The organism is Fulvivirga marina (genome assembly GCF_016775155.1).
In the GTDB taxonomy this organism is placed as follows: Bacteria; Bacteroidota; Bacteroidia; order Cytophagales; family Cyclobacteriaceae; genus Fulvivirga; species Fulvivirga marina.
The window spans coordinates 25,463-42,497 of record NZ_JAEUGD010000018.1 but is presented as its reverse complement, the minus strand read 5'-3'; the positions used below and the strand labels follow the sequence as shown (position 1 = coordinate 42,497).

Here is a 17,035-nt window from a genome sequence, read left to right as displayed (position 1 = left end):
CAACCTAAAACATTCTTTATCCATGTGGAAGCTAATCTTTTGCCTGTCACTTGTATCAACCTTTCTTGCTTGCAGTCCCGATGAAATAATTGAGGTTAAAAATAAGGAGACTGAAGATTTAGAGCTTACCCACACCGAATTTCTGAAGCACAAAAGTGAACCTGAGTTTGCTTATCCATTACTTGAAAAACTTAAAGTGCAGGCTCAAAAACTAGGAAACAACGAATTTTTGGCCAAATATTATACTTACAATGCTGTATTGAAAAGAAATACAGGCGACTACGAGACAGCTACCAATTCATACAGCGAAGCTTTGGAGCTTTATGGAAAAAATAATGACTCCTATCATCAAGGGTTGGTTTATTTGAATTTAGGAAGCATCTACTATCAAGCAGCTTTTTATGAGAAAGCATTATCACATTTTGAAAAGGCGGAACAAGCTTTCTTAAAAGCTGAACGTAAAGAAAAGCTATCCTGGGTGTATCAAAATATCTCGCTTATACATATTGATGGAAACCGTTTTTACAAGGCTGAATTATATCTTAAGCAAGGGATAGACTTGGCAAAAGGTTTGGGCAACAATACCCACATTGGTGAGTTTTTAAATTTGTATGGTAAATTACATTTTAAGCAACAGGAGTTTAATGAGGCAAGACAATATTATAACAGGGCACTTGAATATTCGGCAAGTGAACTTCAAACCTCATACATATATGGAAACATTGCTGAAACCTATATTAAAGAAGGAAATATAGCGGAAGCAGAAAAATGGCTGTCTCAGGCAATCGCGCTCAAAAATAAAATTGAAGGGGCAGATCTAAGACCAAATCTTAATTATAGTGCGGAATTGGAAGCACTAAAAGGTAATAATGAAAAAGCCTTAGTGCTGTATGATGAAGTAGTGCAACTCTCCAAGGCAGACCTTTCCTCAAAGGAGTTGGGTATCGCGCTTAACGGTTTAAGTACTTTATATAGTGTGGTACAAAACCTAAATTATGATCAATTGTCTCGTCAGGGAGAATATCTGAAAGTATATAATCAAAGAAGTCAACAGCAGGAAGAGCAGCGCAACAACCTGGAAACCCTTTACCGACAAGCTTCTATTAGAGCGGCAGAGGTCAATCAGGAAAGAAAACAGGCGTTAAAAGAAAAGGACGAAAAGTTTAGTGCCAGCCAAACGAAATATTTAGAACTCATAGGGGCGTGCTTACTGGCTATAGTTCTTAGCGTGTTTTTTTACAGAAAAAGGCTAAGGAAAGAGAAGAAAGAAAAAGAGAGGCTACAAGTCGGAATGGCAGGCTTTTACCAGGATTTAGAAGATGTTAGCGCTGAACTTAACATAGAGGATACGGAATAGTTATTGAATTATTAAGGGTTATAATTCATAAACTGTTTTACGTGCTTTTTCCATTTCTTAATCACATCCTTCATAACAGATATTTTCTTATGGGCCTCTGATACTTCATTTTTACTTACCGCTAACTGGCTTTTTAAAGTCTGAATTTCTTTTCTTGCCTCCTTTAATAAATCAAGTGCCGCTTTCGCAGCTTCTTCCGGGTTGGTGTTAGATAACTCTCGATAGTCAACCATTTGAGCACTTAGTTGATCAATCTGATCAAATTTCCGGATCTCTTCCTTAGAGTAGAAGAGTTCATCCGTTGTAATCTCAAATATTTCTGCCAGCACAGGCACCAAATAAGCAGGTATCCTTCTACGGCCGGTTTCATAGGCTGAAATCGCATGCCTATCATAGGGTTGCCCAGTGATTTCCTCAATTTTCAACCCTAGTTCCACTTGCGAGTAGCCTTTCACAGTACGGAAATGACAAACTTTCTCCTGAATTGTTGCTTTATTAAACACAAATTTATAATTTTAAAACATGAGCTAAATAAGCGCACACCACCTGATCAGGTGTGTTTATTATATAGCGCAAAATCAAATATATGTAAAAGGTACAGAATTGCCATGTTCAAAATCCATTTGGAAAGGCATTATCTGTACAAAGGGTAAGAAGGAGTTTATGTGAAGGAATTTGAAGCAGCTCGCCCCGCTGAACAGTAATGAATTAAATCAAAGCATATGTCTACTGTAAAAGATTATCAGACTGTAATTCATAGCATGGATATGCTAGCCATGAAAATGGAAGTCATTACGCAGGAGCTATTTGAAGCCAACATCGAATTCATTAGCAAGCTGGCAGAATCCGACCTAAAAGAAGAGTTGAATGGCAACCTGTCTACCTATGGAGCAAGGTTTCAGGGGCTTTTGGCAGACATGGAAGCGGAAACCAAGCTTTTAAAAAGAGAAAAGATCAATTATCAGTTTAAAAGAAAGTTAATGACTGAACGAATGCCACTTGTATAAGGGTAAAATAACCCGATTGATTTGGTTTAGGTTGACGGGTGAAACGGGAGGTGTGGGCAATAACACCTCCCATACCTTAAAATGGTTTAGAAAGTCATTTACCCAAACAATTAAAAATGAAGGAAATAAAACTTTTAGAACGAATAGAGCGCACGGACGCGCTTATTAGGAAAGGCTGTTCGGGTAATGCGAAAGACCTGGCAAAAAGACTGGGAGTATCACCAAGAAGCATATTTAACATGCTTAGGATCATGAAAGAAGACTTCAATGCCCCGATTGTGTATGACAGGAACCTAACCGCTTACAGATATACAACCGAGGGTGAAATAGTGATGTCATTCGTGAAAAAGAACAATGCTTAGAAACACTCTTGTCTGACGTGTTTGAGTTAACGGCTATCCGGGGGGAGTTGCAAGTGTCTCTCCCCGGGAGCCCCCTTAAAGAAAAAAACAATGGAAAGAAAAAGCACCAATTGGGAAGCATCGGTAGAACGCTACGGACAACTCCTAGGGGCTGTTAACGATCTGATCCGAGACAGTACCCAACTGGCAAAGTTGTATGAAGGGACCAACATGGAATTTGCTCACTTCATTTATGAAAAAGGGCTTTATGAGATTATGGAAAAGGCCAACATCCTGGAGGATTATGAAAGAAGCTTTGAATTTATGCATTACAGCCTGAAGGGGCAGGTAGAGCAACTAAAACGTCTTCGGAGAGTGCTGCAGGTGATCCTGATCAAAGACCCAGTGAACTGCCCTGTTAACTAAATGCTGTAGATGAGCAAAATTAAAATATACTATAACCACAACTTCTATTACATCCTGCAAGGGGCAAATGTTGCTGAGTTAAATATTGAGCAACGGCTTGTCCGCCAAGATAGTGCATTAAACTGGCTCTCTCACTTAAGTCATGATTTTGTGCCAGAGGTCCCTATGGGTACAGAAGAATATAAGCGAGTATTGTATGCGTATAAAGAAATCATCAACAGGCTACCCTTGTGGAAGTCTTAACAAATAACTAAGTCTATGAAAAAAAGAGTAATAGTACCTTTAATCGTATTGTTTGCCCTGAGTATGGCCTTTGCCGTTTATGAGGGCCAAAATGCCAGGGGAAACAAGATAAAAGCAGAGAAGATAAAAATATCGTTGAACGAAAAGATCAGGCTTCTTGAAGATAGCCTGCGGTATATGTCGATCCGTCATGAAATAGAGCGAAGGAATGCAGTCCATTTTGAACGAGCAGCAAACAGCAGAAAAGACAAAAAGGGTAAGGACGGCCATTCAAGAATGTAAGACAATTGCACTGATTGCCACCACTGCAACAGGCAAACAGCCTGACAAACAACTATTAAATAACTTTTAAAAGGTTGTGAGTAAGCCAAACCAGCATGTAAGTAATGGTATTAAGTTGCTTTTTTATTATAGGATAATAATAATAGCTTTGAAAGATTTATAGAGTCACGCAAAACTTGAACAGTATATGATCACCTGATTTAAGGCAGGCTCTACGATCAAAGCCCCATTAGTAATCCCCATATAGTATTTAAGTAAAGTTGATAAGCCCTTTACAAGCTTAACAGGACCCATTTGTCCAAAATCAACGCATAAAAAAAATAACCATGACGTTATTCAGGTATATATTTGTTTTAATATTAATCGTCATTAGCCTCGATGTCTCAGCCGATGTATTCATAGCAGACAGCGTTACGGCTGACACCGCGCAACTGGCCTTAAAAGTCCATGCCTTGCAGGACTATGTCATAGAGCAAAATCGCATAGTCAGCCAAATGACTGATGATGACCTTGCTCATTTGCCCCTGGGTGTTGTAAAAGAAATTAATGGCCGCCTCCAGTATATCTTGTTTGATAACCTGGTCGTGACAACTGAGGCCACCTATGTCAATGCTTATGTATCCCTGTACTTTCCCCTTATCGACAGGCGTGTGGCCTTTGCCGCCTTAAAGCTTAAAATACACAAAGGAGGTATTGCAGCTTCAACAGGCACACGGCTTGTCATGCTCACCGATGAAGCGTTACCGATTGGTCAACATATTACCATTAACCTACTATCGGAAACAGGGCAAAATTACATTGAATGGGATTGTAACGGCTTTAAAAACCTCTCCCTGAATGGCAATGTTACTGTATCACAGGAAACGGCAGCGAATGCCGATATCCCCGGCAAGCCCGTTGTAGCCGATTTCAGGGTTCAGGCCACTGATCCCGGTTCAATTATCACTCAAATCAACCTGCCTGCATTTGAAGTGCGACAGCTCCCCGGCTTCCGGTTTACTGCAAGGGCAGTTACCCTTGATTTTAGCGACGATCGCAATGCACAAGGCTTTAAACTACCGGAAGAATACGAGGCTGAGTTTGGCACCTACCCCGAGTTCTGGACGGGGATACACTTCGGTGAGCTTAAAGTAGAGCTACCCCCAGAGCTAAACGTCAGCGGCAAAAGGATTTCTGTAGAGGCAAGGAACATGCTCATTGACCGTAATGGGTTTACGGGCGCATTTACAGCGCAGGGACTTGTAAGCCTGGACAAAGGCGCACTGGCAAACTGGCCTTTCAGCATAGAGAAGTTTTACGTGATCATGTTGAAAAACCAGCTTATTGGCAGCGAGTTCAATGGAGATTTGAAGTTGCCGCTCTTTGATGAGCCGACAAAATATGCAGCAGGCATTTACTGGAATGGTGGCGACCTGGACTATCAGGTATTAGTACAGACAAAGGAAACCCTGCATTCAGACCTATTACTAGCGGATATTGTACTGGATGAAAACAGTGTAATAACATTAGAGCGTGATAGCGGGCGATTTGTAGCCAATGCAAAGTTACACGGGGTAGCCGATATCAACGGAGGGTCCGAAATAACCGCCAAGGGCTTGCACTTCAAAAATTTGGTACTGTCCAGCAAAGCCCCCGTAGTTCGGGGCGGGCAATGGGGAGTAAAAACCGAATCTATGACGGCAGGCTTTCCCCTCCAAATAGACAGCATAGGACTGCATCACAAATTGGAAGATTTAGCGCTTATTATCCATGCCAAGCTGACCCTGATGGACGGCTCTGGCGGTTTTTCAGGGGAGACGACCGTAGGTTTGGAGGGCAAGTTCAAAGAAACCACCACCACCGAAGGGGAATATACCACCACACGGCACGAGTTTGAATTTAAGAGAGTAAGGGTCCATGATATAATGGTGGATGTAAAAACAGAAGCCTATACCCTTAACGGAGAGGTGAAGTTCTTTGATAGCGATCCTGTGTACGGCAATGGTTTCAACGGAAAGCTGGATGCCGAAATAGTAGGCTTTCAGGTCAATGCCGTAGGCACTTTTGGCAAGCTGCCCGAGTACCGCTATTGGTATGTGACGGCAATGTCCGATGTCAATATTCCTTTAGGCTCATCCAACTTTGCTATCTACAGGCTTGGAGGCGGGCTGTTTTATCACATGAAGCAGGGGCCTTTAAATCCCGATGGTACAACGCCAGAGATCGCCTACGTCCCTGATGCTGATGTAGGTTTAGGTTTCAAAGCTGGTGTAACGATTGGCATGACCCCCGATCCATATGTGTTTAATGGCACCTCTTGGTTTGAAATTGCCTTTGGTAGCCACGGAGGTGTAAAGTATATCCAGTTTACGGGTGATGCCTACTTTATGACTCCCTTAGAAGACAGGAGCAATTCTGATGTCAAGCTCTATGCTGAACTTATGATGCGGTTTGACTTTGAAAACAAGATATTCCACGCCACCCTCGAAACCTACATTAATGTTTACAATATGCTAAAAGGCACGGGACCGAATGATTTGGCGGGATGGGCAGAACTTTACTTTAGTCCGGACGACTGGTTTATCCATATCGGGCGGCCAGATAAGAAAATAGGGCTTGCTTTTGTGGCGCTTGGAAATAGGCCTACAGTCGTAGCCCAAAGCTACTTCATGGCCGGGCACCGCATCCCCGATATGCCCGATCTCCCACCACAGGTAAGCAAGCTCGCGGGTGAAATGAACATGTCAAGGGATGAAGGAATGCTTGCTAATGCGAGGGGCATGGCCTTTGGTACTTCCTTAGAATTAAATACAGGCAGGATCAATTTCCTGATATTCTACGGAGAGATAGGCGCAGGTTTAGGCTTCGACCTGATGTTAAGGGATTTGAGCAGCTTTACCTGTTCCAATACAGGACAAACGCCCGGCATTAACGGCTGGTATGCAAGCGGTCAGGCATGGGCGTATATCATGGCCGAGATTGGGGTAAAAGTGAACTTAAAGTTTATTGAGGGTGAGTTTCCGATAATCAATATGGCCTTTGCCTCTGTACTGCAAGCGGAACTCCCTAACCCCGTATATATGAGGGGTGCCGTGACAGGCGAGTTCAATATCCTGGGTGGGCTTGTAAAGGGTAAATGTAAATTCAAATTTGAATTAGGAGAGAAATGTGAAATAGCAGGAACCAATGCAGTGACAGGAGTAAAAGCCATAGGACAAATTAAACCTCTAAATCAAGACAAGGATGTTGATGTGTTCACAAAACCACAGGTAGCATTGAGTGTTCCTGAGGGCAGGCCAATGGAGATATTGAACAAAGACAATGACTATAAATTCTATCGTGTCAACCTGACCGAATTTTCAGTAACCCACAACGGGCAGGATTTGGAAGGTAAACTGGTATGGAACGAAGCCCGTAACAGTGTGATCTACAAAACGGAAAGCATACTACCCCCGCAATCAAAGATTGATGTAGTGGTCAAAGTAGTATGGCAGGAGAAAGTATCAGGGACTTGGAAAAACATGAGCGAAGGCGGCAAAGACCTGATCGAAGAAGAAAGCCTGAGCTTTACTACCGGAGAAGCCCCGGATTATATACCAGAGAGCAACGTTTTGGCGGGTTACCCCTTCATGGGGCAATACAACTTCTACACGAAAGAGACTACAAGCGGTTACATCTTACTGGACACCGACCAGGAGTACCTTTTCAGTGACCCGGATATGAACTATGAGATGCACTTTGTTGCCACTTCACAGGTACCTGTTAAAACCACGGCATCCTATAGCAGGGCAAACAAAAAGGTATCTTTTGTGCTGCCGGATCTCTCTACACAAACAGCCTATAAAATGGTGTTGGTCAGAGAGCCGAAAAACAGTGCCATTGATATAGAATCAAATATCAGTATTACATCCGTGAGCCAATTGGATGAAGGAGACAATAATGTAAGCGTACAGCAAACCGCATTGCTCAACAACCTTGTGGTTGGGCAGGGCTTTAACCTGTATGAGAACTACTTTAGAACGAGCAAGTATGAGAAGTTCCTGGACAAGATTGATGATATGCCATCCTTTAGCTTCTCCCAATTGCTTTTTGAGAAGCAATACAAACGGTACGGACTAAGGGGAACTCTTTCAGAGCTTTTTGACAAAGCAGAAGTACGTGGTACCAGTAAGTTTATGCCCGTGGTTTCTATTGCTCCGATGAATGACAATAGCTGGTTTACAGGGTTTGCAGACCCCGTCATTTACAATGGCTACCCGGTGCATCCACAAGCTGTTATTGAATGGCGAAGTGTAGATGAAAGAGGAACACGGGAAGGCGGAGCACCACCAGATCAGCCCGTCATTGTTCAGCAGGAGTTCTTCCCTGCAATAAAAGAAAGCCAGGTAGAAATGGGAGCGTACCCATCACAAGGGGGCCTTGTCGACTTCATGCACGACCTTGATTTTTATGGGTACTACGATTACTACGATATAAAAAACGCCCTGATCAACTTATATGATGGCAACAGCAATCCATCTCAGCGGGTCAGGTCTATCCTGATCGGCACCTACAAGTATATGTATAGCCTTGAAACTCTGAGATTCAACGTCAGGTACAGGCTTCCGGGCACCGATACATTTACTTCTGAGAGAGTACTTACAATCAACCTTAATAAATAAATGTCAACCAAACCAACAATTAAAATGATGACAAGTAGATTTTTCAAACTTACAATGTTCCTTTTGGCCGGAGCCATGATGTTCTCATGTTCTGATGAAGATGATGATAATGGCCCTGCAGTTACCAACACGCTGACTTATGATGGTAAAGAGTATCAGATCAAGTCCGGGCATATAGAAGACTATGGGCCTTATGATCCGGCCCGTTCCGATGGTAGAGGCACCGAAACCCATTATCGCAACCGTTTCTGCTTTACTGATGGGGACTTGAAACTGGTCACCAACGGTGGTGAAACTTATTACATTGCAGAAAACGCCACCTATAATGTTTATGTGGATCTTAACTACCCTTCAACCGGGACTTTCAGCGATGGGGAATTTGATTTTATAGATCAAAATGCTGTCAGTAACGATGATATTGTAAACCTCAATGTCTATACAGGGTTTGTCCTCTGGTTTGACCGTAACGGTAATGGTGAGCAGGATTACGAGGAAGAAATCACTGAATTGATAGGTGCAGGTGGGGAAGTAACTATTGAAGGGTCAGACAAACATTATAAAGTACGCTTTCAAATCCCCTTGTCAGATGGAAAAACAGCTACTGGCAGCTTTGAGACAGATTTTGAATTCATAAAATACAGGGGCTAAAGCATAACACCCCCCATGAGGGTGGCAATTTTTGTTGCTGCCCTCAACTACCCACTTATTATAATTAACAATGTACGACATAAAAAAGACACTTTTTATAACCTTTATACTTACGGCTACGGCTTCATTTGTATTGGCTCAAACCCAATATAGTGGTGAAATAAAAGTATTGTCGCGGGCAACAGGAAATAGCGTAAAACTACGTTGGGCACCCACGACTTACATGGCATGGAGGATAGGCAACGAGCTGGGCTATGATGTTGTACGTTATACTTTTGATCCCGAGGGTGAGCGCATGCTAAAGGATTCTATTTTACTTACCCGTCAGCCCTTAAAACCTCTTCCTCTTCCGGCTTGGGAACCGTTGGTCAAAAACAACCGCTATGCAGCCATCACTGCCCAGGCACTATATGGTGAATCCTTTCAAATGGAAGAAGGCAGCAGCGGACAGGCGGCCTTAATTAACCAGAACACCGAGCAGGAAAACCGCTTTAGTTTCGCACTGGCCTGTGCCGATCAGTCCTTAGAGGTCGCTAAAGCTTCGGGGTTATACTATGAAGACAAAACCGCTATGCCGGGCACGGAATATGTTTATCGGGTCAAGCTTGCCTCCCAAAGGCCCGGCTTTCCCGTTTTCAGGGGCAGTGCTATAGCCAGTCCTTCAAAAGTTGATGCCCTGCCAAGACCTGACAGTCTTTATGCAGAATTTGGGGATGGTTCTGTTCGCATTCATTGGAACAGCTTTTTCAACCGCATGGACTACAATTACTATATCATAGAAAAGTCCACGGATAATAAGATATTCAAAAAGACCAGTGAGCTTAACTTTCTACAGCTTATCCACACTAGTGGCAAAAAGGATTACAACATTTATTATATGGATTCCCTTGCCAATGACAGGACATACTACTACAGGATAAAGGGAGTAACAGCATTTGGCAAAGAAGGGCCGCCCTCCAATGTAGTACAAGGTCAGGCCCATAAAAAAATACGGTCAATCCCCGGTATCCGCAAAGGAGAAATTGATGTTTCCGGCAGGGCCAATATCAACTGGTATTTTCCTGGCCTGCAAACTGAAATCAAAGGCTTTTATGTGGCAAGGGGCATGACCGGAAAGGGGCCATTTGTCAATGTGCATGATAAAATACTGCCCCCTTCTACAAGAAGCTATAGTGATAACCGACCTATGTCCACCAACTATTATGTAGTAAGGGCAGAGTCCCTCTACGGGCAGGTGGTAGAATCCATGCCCATGTTGGTACAATCAATGGATACCATTCCACCATTGCCACCAACCGGGATTACAGGAAAAATTGATTCTACGGGAAATGTTACCCTAATGTGGTCGGAAAACAATGAGCCTGACCTACACGGTTATAAGGTGTTCAGGTCTTACCATCAGGATAAGGACTATGTGCAAGCCCATAGAAATACTATTAAGGCCAATGAATTTAATGAAAATGTCCAGCTAGAGAACCTGACTAAAGATTATTATTATCAGGTTGTGGCCGTAGACCACATGTCAAACGCTTCTGCTTTTTCTGCTCCCGTGCTTCTTAAAAAACCCGATATCATTCCACCTTCTGCCCCTGTGCTACGGAAACCGAAATACGAAAACGGTCAGGTAATGCTCAACTGGATAGCGGGAACTGATGAAGATCTTGCAGGCTACAGGCTTTATAGGGAGAATGAAGGTATAAATACTTTAATAGCAAACCTTCAACCCGATCAGGTCACTTATCAGGATTCAAATATGCCCGGAGGTGCCCAATACATCTACAAACTTATTGCCCTTGATGGTGCGGGCTTAAATTCTGATACCTCAGCGTACAACATTGTTGTACCTGACAATTCAATACTGCCGGAAGTAAAGAAGATCACCTACACCATTGACCAGGAAAAAAGGAAGCTCACCCTAAGCTGGAAATATGATCTTCAAGGCATTGACGGCTATATTTTGTACAGGTCTCTTGATGAAGGTACACTGCGCACGGTGGGAAGGCTCCCCGCAGACAAAACCAAGTTTATTGAAAATGACTATAAGGTCGGCAGGGTCTACAAATACCGGATACAAGCGTACTCGGGTAATAAAAGGTCACCACTAAGTGCATGGATAAAACCAACAACCAATTAGTTATGAAACCATTAAAGATATTAATAGGTCTATTTTTTATTTTTTGGCCTTTGTACCGTTCTGTAGCTCAGACTGCCGGGACGATCAGCACGGCAAAGATAAAGATTATTGGAGGGGACAAGCACCCTGATGAGCATGACGATACTACAGAAGGATGGCGGTTGAAAGTCGAATATCTTGGCACCATTTCTAATAATGGTGTTTATCCATGTGCCTGGGTCAATCAGGTTTCTAGTGGAGAACTTGAGCTTTATAATTTTGTTTATAATCCAACCTCACCTGTAATACTTAAAGCGCATGGCTGGTCTGAAAAAGGAGGCTCTACATGTAATTCCAGTAGTGCAGATGATAGCTATCAGGTTATCAACAACCTGCCTGTTAAGTTTGAGGAACTTATACCCGGAGTCAATAACACGGTAACACTATACCTATACCGTAGTGGACAAAGCAGGTATGCTTATTATATTAAATTAAATGTTTACTATACCGTACCTGTTCCCGATATAGTAACTGTTCCTGGAGAGAATTTTTTATGCCTGAATGATAATATTACGATCTATTCAGATATTAAAAACATTTCTCCCTATTCGTCAAACACCAAACTGAAATGGCTATATCATGTGGATGGAGATAAAATTCAGGCCCCTTGTCACGGTTGCAACCCTTCGCAATATTGTACCAATCTCTGCACGCTCTCAAATGGAGAAGTAGGTTGTGCGGATGATGGCAAATGTACGGCTATATCATTGCCTGACTGTTGCAATAACCCTAGTTACATTGATGCCTGGCGATCACTTGGGACAACTACTTACGGGGCAACAGGAAAAAGCTACACCTTTGCTCCGGCGGACTATTCAAAAATCAGAAATGGCGTAGCCAATGGGAAAGATATTACTTTCAAGGTCGAGGCAACAGCAGGTTTAACCACTTCAATTTCACAGGTTTCCAAGGCTTATCAAATATCAAAAGCAGCCCCTGCAATCAGCTCAATTTCACAAACTAATGCCTGTCTCGGTGAGCCTGACGGTGTTATTGCTTTTAATATTAGCGGCTCTACCGGGCAATACTATTGGTATTTACAGAAGAAAGTGACCAGTTGCACCCAGCAACAAATATTAGAGGGTAATTGTCCAACAGTGGGGCTTCAAAGCGAAGGCTCTTCTAATGGTGGCCGGGTTTATGCTACAGGCGCAGCAGGTTCAGAATACTATATTTATGTGCAAAATAGTAATGATGAAGGAAACCCTACTAATGGCGGTTGTTACCGGGAATATGGCCCTTTTTCTATTGAAGAAGATCCCGAACTGAGCATTACCCAACCTGTAATAACAAAACTTACCTGCTATGGTAGCAACGATGGTAGCGTTACCGTGCAAGGCAGCGGGGGGGAACCAAACAGTATTGAATACGGCCTAAACGTGTTAGGTGAGCCTACCCAATGGCAGGAAAGCCCAACCTTTACCAACCTTGCCCCCGGCAGTTATGTGGCGTGGATCAAAGACAGGTGCAAGTCCTACTCATACACGGATATTGCGGTGGAGCAACCCGCTGACCCAATTGCGGCAACGGCTGAACAAGTGTTACCACTTTGCCATGATCAGGGCGATGGTATTATAATCATTACCCCGACAGGTGGTTACGGTGACTATAGCGTAACCCTATCCAAAGGAGGCGATGTAGTGAAACAGTTCAATGTCTATTCTGACGGTGAGCAGGTGGTATTTAATGAACTTTTGTATGGCAGCTATAGCTGGAAAGTTCAGGACGTTGCAGGCAAATGTTCTTTGGTGACAGGTACAGTTGACTTGCCCGAGCCACCACGCCTAAGTCTTGTAGTTCAACAAATAACACCTGTTACCTGTCCCGAGGCCTCACCGGACGATGGAGAGGCAACTTTTAACGTGCAAAACGCAGCCTTTCCTTATACCATCACCATGACAAACATGGGTACAGGGGAAACCTTTACCTCAAACACCTCAACAGTGAGTGCGTTGCCCAAGGGGAATTACAGCGTTTCCATTACTTATAATAATGGGTGCCCTGATGCCTATAATTTATCGCAGCAGGTAACCATTGAAAAACCTGAACCGATAGTTATAGAGCTTGTAAAAGATGATATGACGTGTACCGACAGCTTTGATGCAGGAATTACGGCAGCTATCGGGGGTGGTAATATAGGAGACTACACATACCGCTGGCAAACGGAAACTGGCGGTTCATGGATAGACTTCAATGATGCGGAGAGACAGGACGGATTAACATTAAAAAATCTGTTTGATGGGGTTTACCGCCTGTATGTGATAGACAGTAAAGGATGTGAAAAAGCATCGGCAAGTGTAGAGATTGTCAACCCCGATTCTCTGATCATTGAGGAAGTGATTTTATCAGGGCTGGAATGTAAGGAAGAAGAAAACGGCCACATATTACCTGGTGTAACCGGAGGATGGGGAAACTATATTTATGAATACCAGAAGCTCCCTGACACCAACTGGCAAACTTTTGACCTTTCCGATTCCTTTGACCAGGGCACTTACCGAATAAGGGCAACAGACCGTGAGGGGTGTATGACCGAGTGGGCGGACGAACTGTTCTTTGCCGAAGCTGATGAAGCACTTGAACTAATCAGTCTTGAAAGCAAGAAATATAATGGATATGACATTAGCTGTTACGGGACGTATAGTGGAGAAGTGACACTTAATGTAAAAGGTGGCCTGATCACACAAACCAAAGGTTATGAGTATGCAGTCAATGATGAACCCTTTGGCATTGATAACCCGATCACTGGACTGCCTGCAGGTGAGCATACCTTCCATGTACGGGATAACAACGGGTGTGTAAAAAGCCAGGCACTTGAATTGATACAGCCGGAGAACTTGAATATCGATGTTACGGATATTAAACATGTTAAATGCTTTGGTGATAATACAGGCTTCATTGAAGTAGAAGGTTCAGGCGGTGTAGGGCCTTATATTTTCGCCATTGATGACCAGTATTACAGGACAAACCCTGTATTCAATAATTTGACTTCCGGCACCTATGATTTAATTATCAGGGACAAGAATATTTGCTACGATACCGTAACAACAACCATCAATAACCTTTTCCCACCCATCACTTTTAACTGGTCGGTGGATTCAGTTACCTGCTACAACTATAGCGATGGTTCTGCCAGCGTTGAAGTGCTTGGAGGAAGTGCCCCATACAATATAGCATGGGCGCACGACAAGGAGAATGAGAATACCACCTTATCAGGGCTGACAGCAGGTGATTATTATTTGAATGTCAGGGATAGCGAAGGTTGTATAGCTTCCGACACGGTATATATCCCACAGCCCCCTAACATTAATGCGGGGCCGGATCTGAACCTCTGTTATGGCCAAAATGCCTTACTGGATGCCTCGTGGAGATATGGTAGTGCAACATACCAATGGAGTAATAACGGCACTGTATTGAACCAGGAACCTACACTATACATAGACAAGGCCGGAAAATACATTTCCACGGTTGAATTGGACTACAGGGAATGTGTTATGCATGATACCGTAACGGTCGATGCCTATGACATTAAGTTCGATGCAAAGTTTATCACGGCTACCGATATTGTTCTTGGAGATACTTTGCAACTTGTAGAGACGAGTAGCCCCACACCGGATTCCCTGAATTGGTATTTTGACCAGAGGGCAACCGTGCTTAACCCTTCTGCCACAATCCCAACCCTGCTTTTTGATGAAGAAGGAACTTATACGATCAGGTTTGCAGCCTATTACGGAAAATGCACTGATAGCCTTACCAAAACGGTAACCGTTTACCTGCCGGAAAATGTGCCTGACAGCCTTGATCACATGTTGTTTGGGCAGACAGGCTTTAAGGATGTAAGAATCTATCCCAACCCTTCTGAAGGAGTGTTCACTCTGTCTGTTGAACTTCATCAAAAAGATGCTTTAGGTGTGGTCATTGTCTCATCCGGAGGCATGGAAGAGTTCAGGGATAGCTATGAAGCCAGTGAAAGCTTTGAGATCAGTTTTGATCTGACAAGTAAGATAGCAGGTGTATATGTAATGAAACTGGTGACAGGAAGTGACCAGATGTCTATAAGGATGGTAATAGAATGAAAGTATTAAAGAACCACTTTATTGCAGGTGTTTTCCTGACCTGTGGCCTTTGGTGGTTAACAGCCCATCAAATTAGTGGTCAGGATCTTACCGATCTTACTGAGAAAGAACCAGTCAAAGTAACGGGAGGGCTTGGCTACAATGCAATTGGCTACCATGCTGATGGTATTGAAGAACGCAGAGATCCCTTTACATGGTATCTCAATGGAAACCTGAATATCTCCATCTATGATTTTGCTATACCATTAACATTCAGCTACACCAACAGGCAGTTGAATTATACGCAGCCTTTCAATCAGATAGGAATAACGCCAAGTTACAAATGGGTAAAAGCTCACTTAGGATATAGTAATATGAACTTTTCAACCTATAGCTTGTCAGGGCATACCTTCCTTGGTGGTGGTGTTGAACTGACACCGGGTAAATGGAACATACAGGCCATGTATGGCAGGCTCAATAAAGCAATCGGAGCCGCGCAAATGGATAGTGTAAATTATGCCGACCCGGTGTATAAAAGAATGGGTTACGGGGCAAAGGCTAGTTACTGGGGTGAGGGCTATAACGTGGACGTATCTGTCTTTTCAGCAAAAGACGATGTTGAAAGCGTTGATTTCGTGCCGCAGGATAGTGAGGTTACACCCGAAGACAACACGGTTTGGAGCATAGCGGGAAGCAAGCAACTTATGGAACGGGTAAGCCTTAATTTTGAATATGCCCAAAGCTACTACAACAGGGACACAAGGGGCGTAACCCTTGATAGTACCGAAACTGAAAACATCAATACATCGGGCGTATTTGATGCTTATAATTTCGGTATAGCCTATGCACACAACATCTACAGCCTGCTTTTGAAATATGAGCGGATAGACCCCGGATATGAAACTTTGGGCGCTTACTACAATAACAACGACATGGAAAATATAACCCTCAATGGTAGCCTGAATCTTTTGCGTAACCAGCTCTCAATTGGCGTATCTTCCGGGGTTCAGAGAAATAACCTTGAAGACACTGAGGCCAGTGCCACCCGCAGGGTTGTAGGCTCAGTCAATGTTAACTATAGCCCGTCTCAACAATGGAATTTCGCTACCAGCTATTCCAACTTCAACACCTACACTAACGTTAGAGCGCAGGCAGACCCGACATTCCGGGATGAACTTGACACACTTAATTTCTATCAGGTCAACCAGAGTGCAACACTTTCAACCATGTATTCCTTTGGAAGCAGAGAAGTGCGTAAAAGCATTTCCTTGAATGGTTCATATCAGATTACGAACGAAGAAGCCACAGGAGCAGAAGATGCGCAGTCAACTTTCTTTAGTGGAAATTTGGCCTATCGCTTTAGTCTCACAGGTGGAACCAGTGCCAGCGCAGCATTGAACGGGAACAAAAGCGTATTCGGTACATCAGAGTCACGATCTTACGGGCCTAACCTGACATTGAGCAAACCCCTGATGAACAAAAATATACGCAGCACCTTTTCCGGCACCTATCTGAAACAGGAAACCACGGGCAGGCCAACATCTGGCATATTAAACCTACGCCTGAATTTTGGTCTAAAACCTCAAAAAATGCTTGGCGGTAAACAAAAGGAGCTTGAGCAAGAACCGGAAGGTCCACCAAGTACGGTTACAGGCATAAACATGCCTGCCGAATTTGCCGACATAGAGAAGGAAGAAGAGAAAGCTCCTGTTAAGAAAAACAAGGGGCTTGGAGAGCATTCTCTTTCGATAGGCTTGAGTTACATGAAAAAGCTAACGTCAGGGGAAACGACAGTTACAAACCCTTCTGAATTTTCAGAACTGACCATTACACTTAATTACAGCTATAGGTTCTAATCTATTATCA

Annotated in this window: 12 protein-coding genes; 11 read left to right on the top strand and 1 reads right to left on the bottom strand. The window is 43.3% G+C overall.

The window, feature by feature from the left end; all coding sequences use genetic code 11:
• Positions 1–22 precede the first annotated feature (22 nt).
• On the top strand, positions 23–1,357 hold the full coding sequence (locus JMN32_RS05275; RefSeq protein WP_202855252.1) for a tetratricopeptide repeat protein: 1,335 nt from the start codon (positions 23–25) through the stop codon (positions 1,355–1,357).
• A gap of 11 nt (positions 1,358–1,368) precedes the next feature.
• On the opposite strand, the gene JMN32_RS05270 is transcribed toward JMN32_RS05275, so the two are convergent.
• The gene (locus tag JMN32_RS05270) at positions 1,369–1,860 is read right to left on the bottom strand and encodes a helix-turn-helix transcriptional regulator (RefSeq protein ID WP_202855251.1); all 492 of its coding nucleotides are present in this window, start codon (positions 1,858–1,860) and stop codon (positions 1,369–1,371) included.
• Between the two features lie 219 nt (positions 1,861–2,079).
• On the opposite strand from JMN32_RS05270, the gene JMN32_RS05265 reads away from it, so the two are divergent.
• From JMN32_RS05265 to JMN32_RS05220, 10 genes are all read left to right on the top strand, one after another.
• Complete coding sequence (locus JMN32_RS05265) at positions 2,080–2,364, top strand: hypothetical protein (RefSeq protein WP_202855250.1); 285 nt, start codon at positions 2,080–2,082, stop codon at positions 2,362–2,364.
• A 116-nt stretch (positions 2,365–2,480) separates the two neighbouring features.
• The gene (locus tag JMN32_RS05260; protein ID WP_202855249.1) at positions 2,481–2,726 is read left to right on the top strand and encodes a hypothetical protein; all 246 of its coding nucleotides are present in this window, start codon (positions 2,481–2,483) and stop codon (positions 2,724–2,726) included.
• A gap of 90 nt (positions 2,727–2,816) precedes the next feature.
• Complete coding sequence (locus tag JMN32_RS05255; RefSeq protein ID WP_202855248.1) at positions 2,817–3,131, top strand: hypothetical protein; 315 nt, start codon at positions 2,817–2,819, stop codon at positions 3,129–3,131.
• A gap of 9 nt (positions 3,132–3,140) precedes the next feature.
• Positions 3,141–3,374 carry a hypothetical protein gene (locus JMN32_RS05250; protein WP_202855247.1) on the top strand — a complete coding sequence of 78 codons (234 nt, stop codon included), beginning with the start codon at positions 3,141–3,143 and terminating at the stop codon, positions 3,372–3,374.
• Between the two features lie 15 nt (positions 3,375–3,389).
• Positions 3,390–3,656 carry a hypothetical protein gene (locus JMN32_RS05245; RefSeq protein ID WP_202855246.1) on the top strand — a complete coding sequence of 89 codons (267 nt, stop codon included), beginning with the start codon at positions 3,390–3,392 and terminating at the stop codon, positions 3,654–3,656.
• A gap of 326 nt (positions 3,657–3,982) precedes the next feature.
• Positions 3,983–8,296, top strand: coding sequence for a hypothetical protein (locus tag JMN32_RS05240; RefSeq protein ID WP_202855245.1), 4,314 nt, complete (start codon positions 3,983–3,985; stop codon positions 8,294–8,296).
• Positions 8,297–8,320: 24 nt separating this feature from the next.
• The gene (locus JMN32_RS05235) at positions 8,321–8,944 is read left to right on the top strand and encodes a hypothetical protein (RefSeq protein WP_202855244.1); all 624 of its coding nucleotides are present in this window, start codon (positions 8,321–8,323) and stop codon (positions 8,942–8,944) included.
• Between the two features lie 70 nt (positions 8,945–9,014).
• Positions 9,015–11,078: a hypothetical protein gene (locus JMN32_RS05230; protein WP_202855243.1), complete on the top strand. Its 2,064-nt coding sequence runs from the start codon at positions 9,015–9,017 to the stop codon at positions 11,076–11,078.
• Between the two features lie 2 nt (positions 11,079–11,080).
• Positions 11,081–15,190, top strand: a complete 4,110-nt coding sequence (locus JMN32_RS05225; protein WP_202855242.1) for a T9SS type A sorting domain-containing protein — start codon at positions 11,081–11,083, stop codon at positions 15,188–15,190.
• Entirely contained in the window at positions 15,187–17,025 is a 1,839-nt protein-coding gene (locus JMN32_RS05220) for a TonB-dependent receptor (protein ID WP_202855241.1), read from the top strand. Before JMN32_RS05225 ends, JMN32_RS05220 begins: the two co-directional genes overlap by 4 nt.
• Positions 17,026–17,035: the final 10 nt, after the last annotated feature.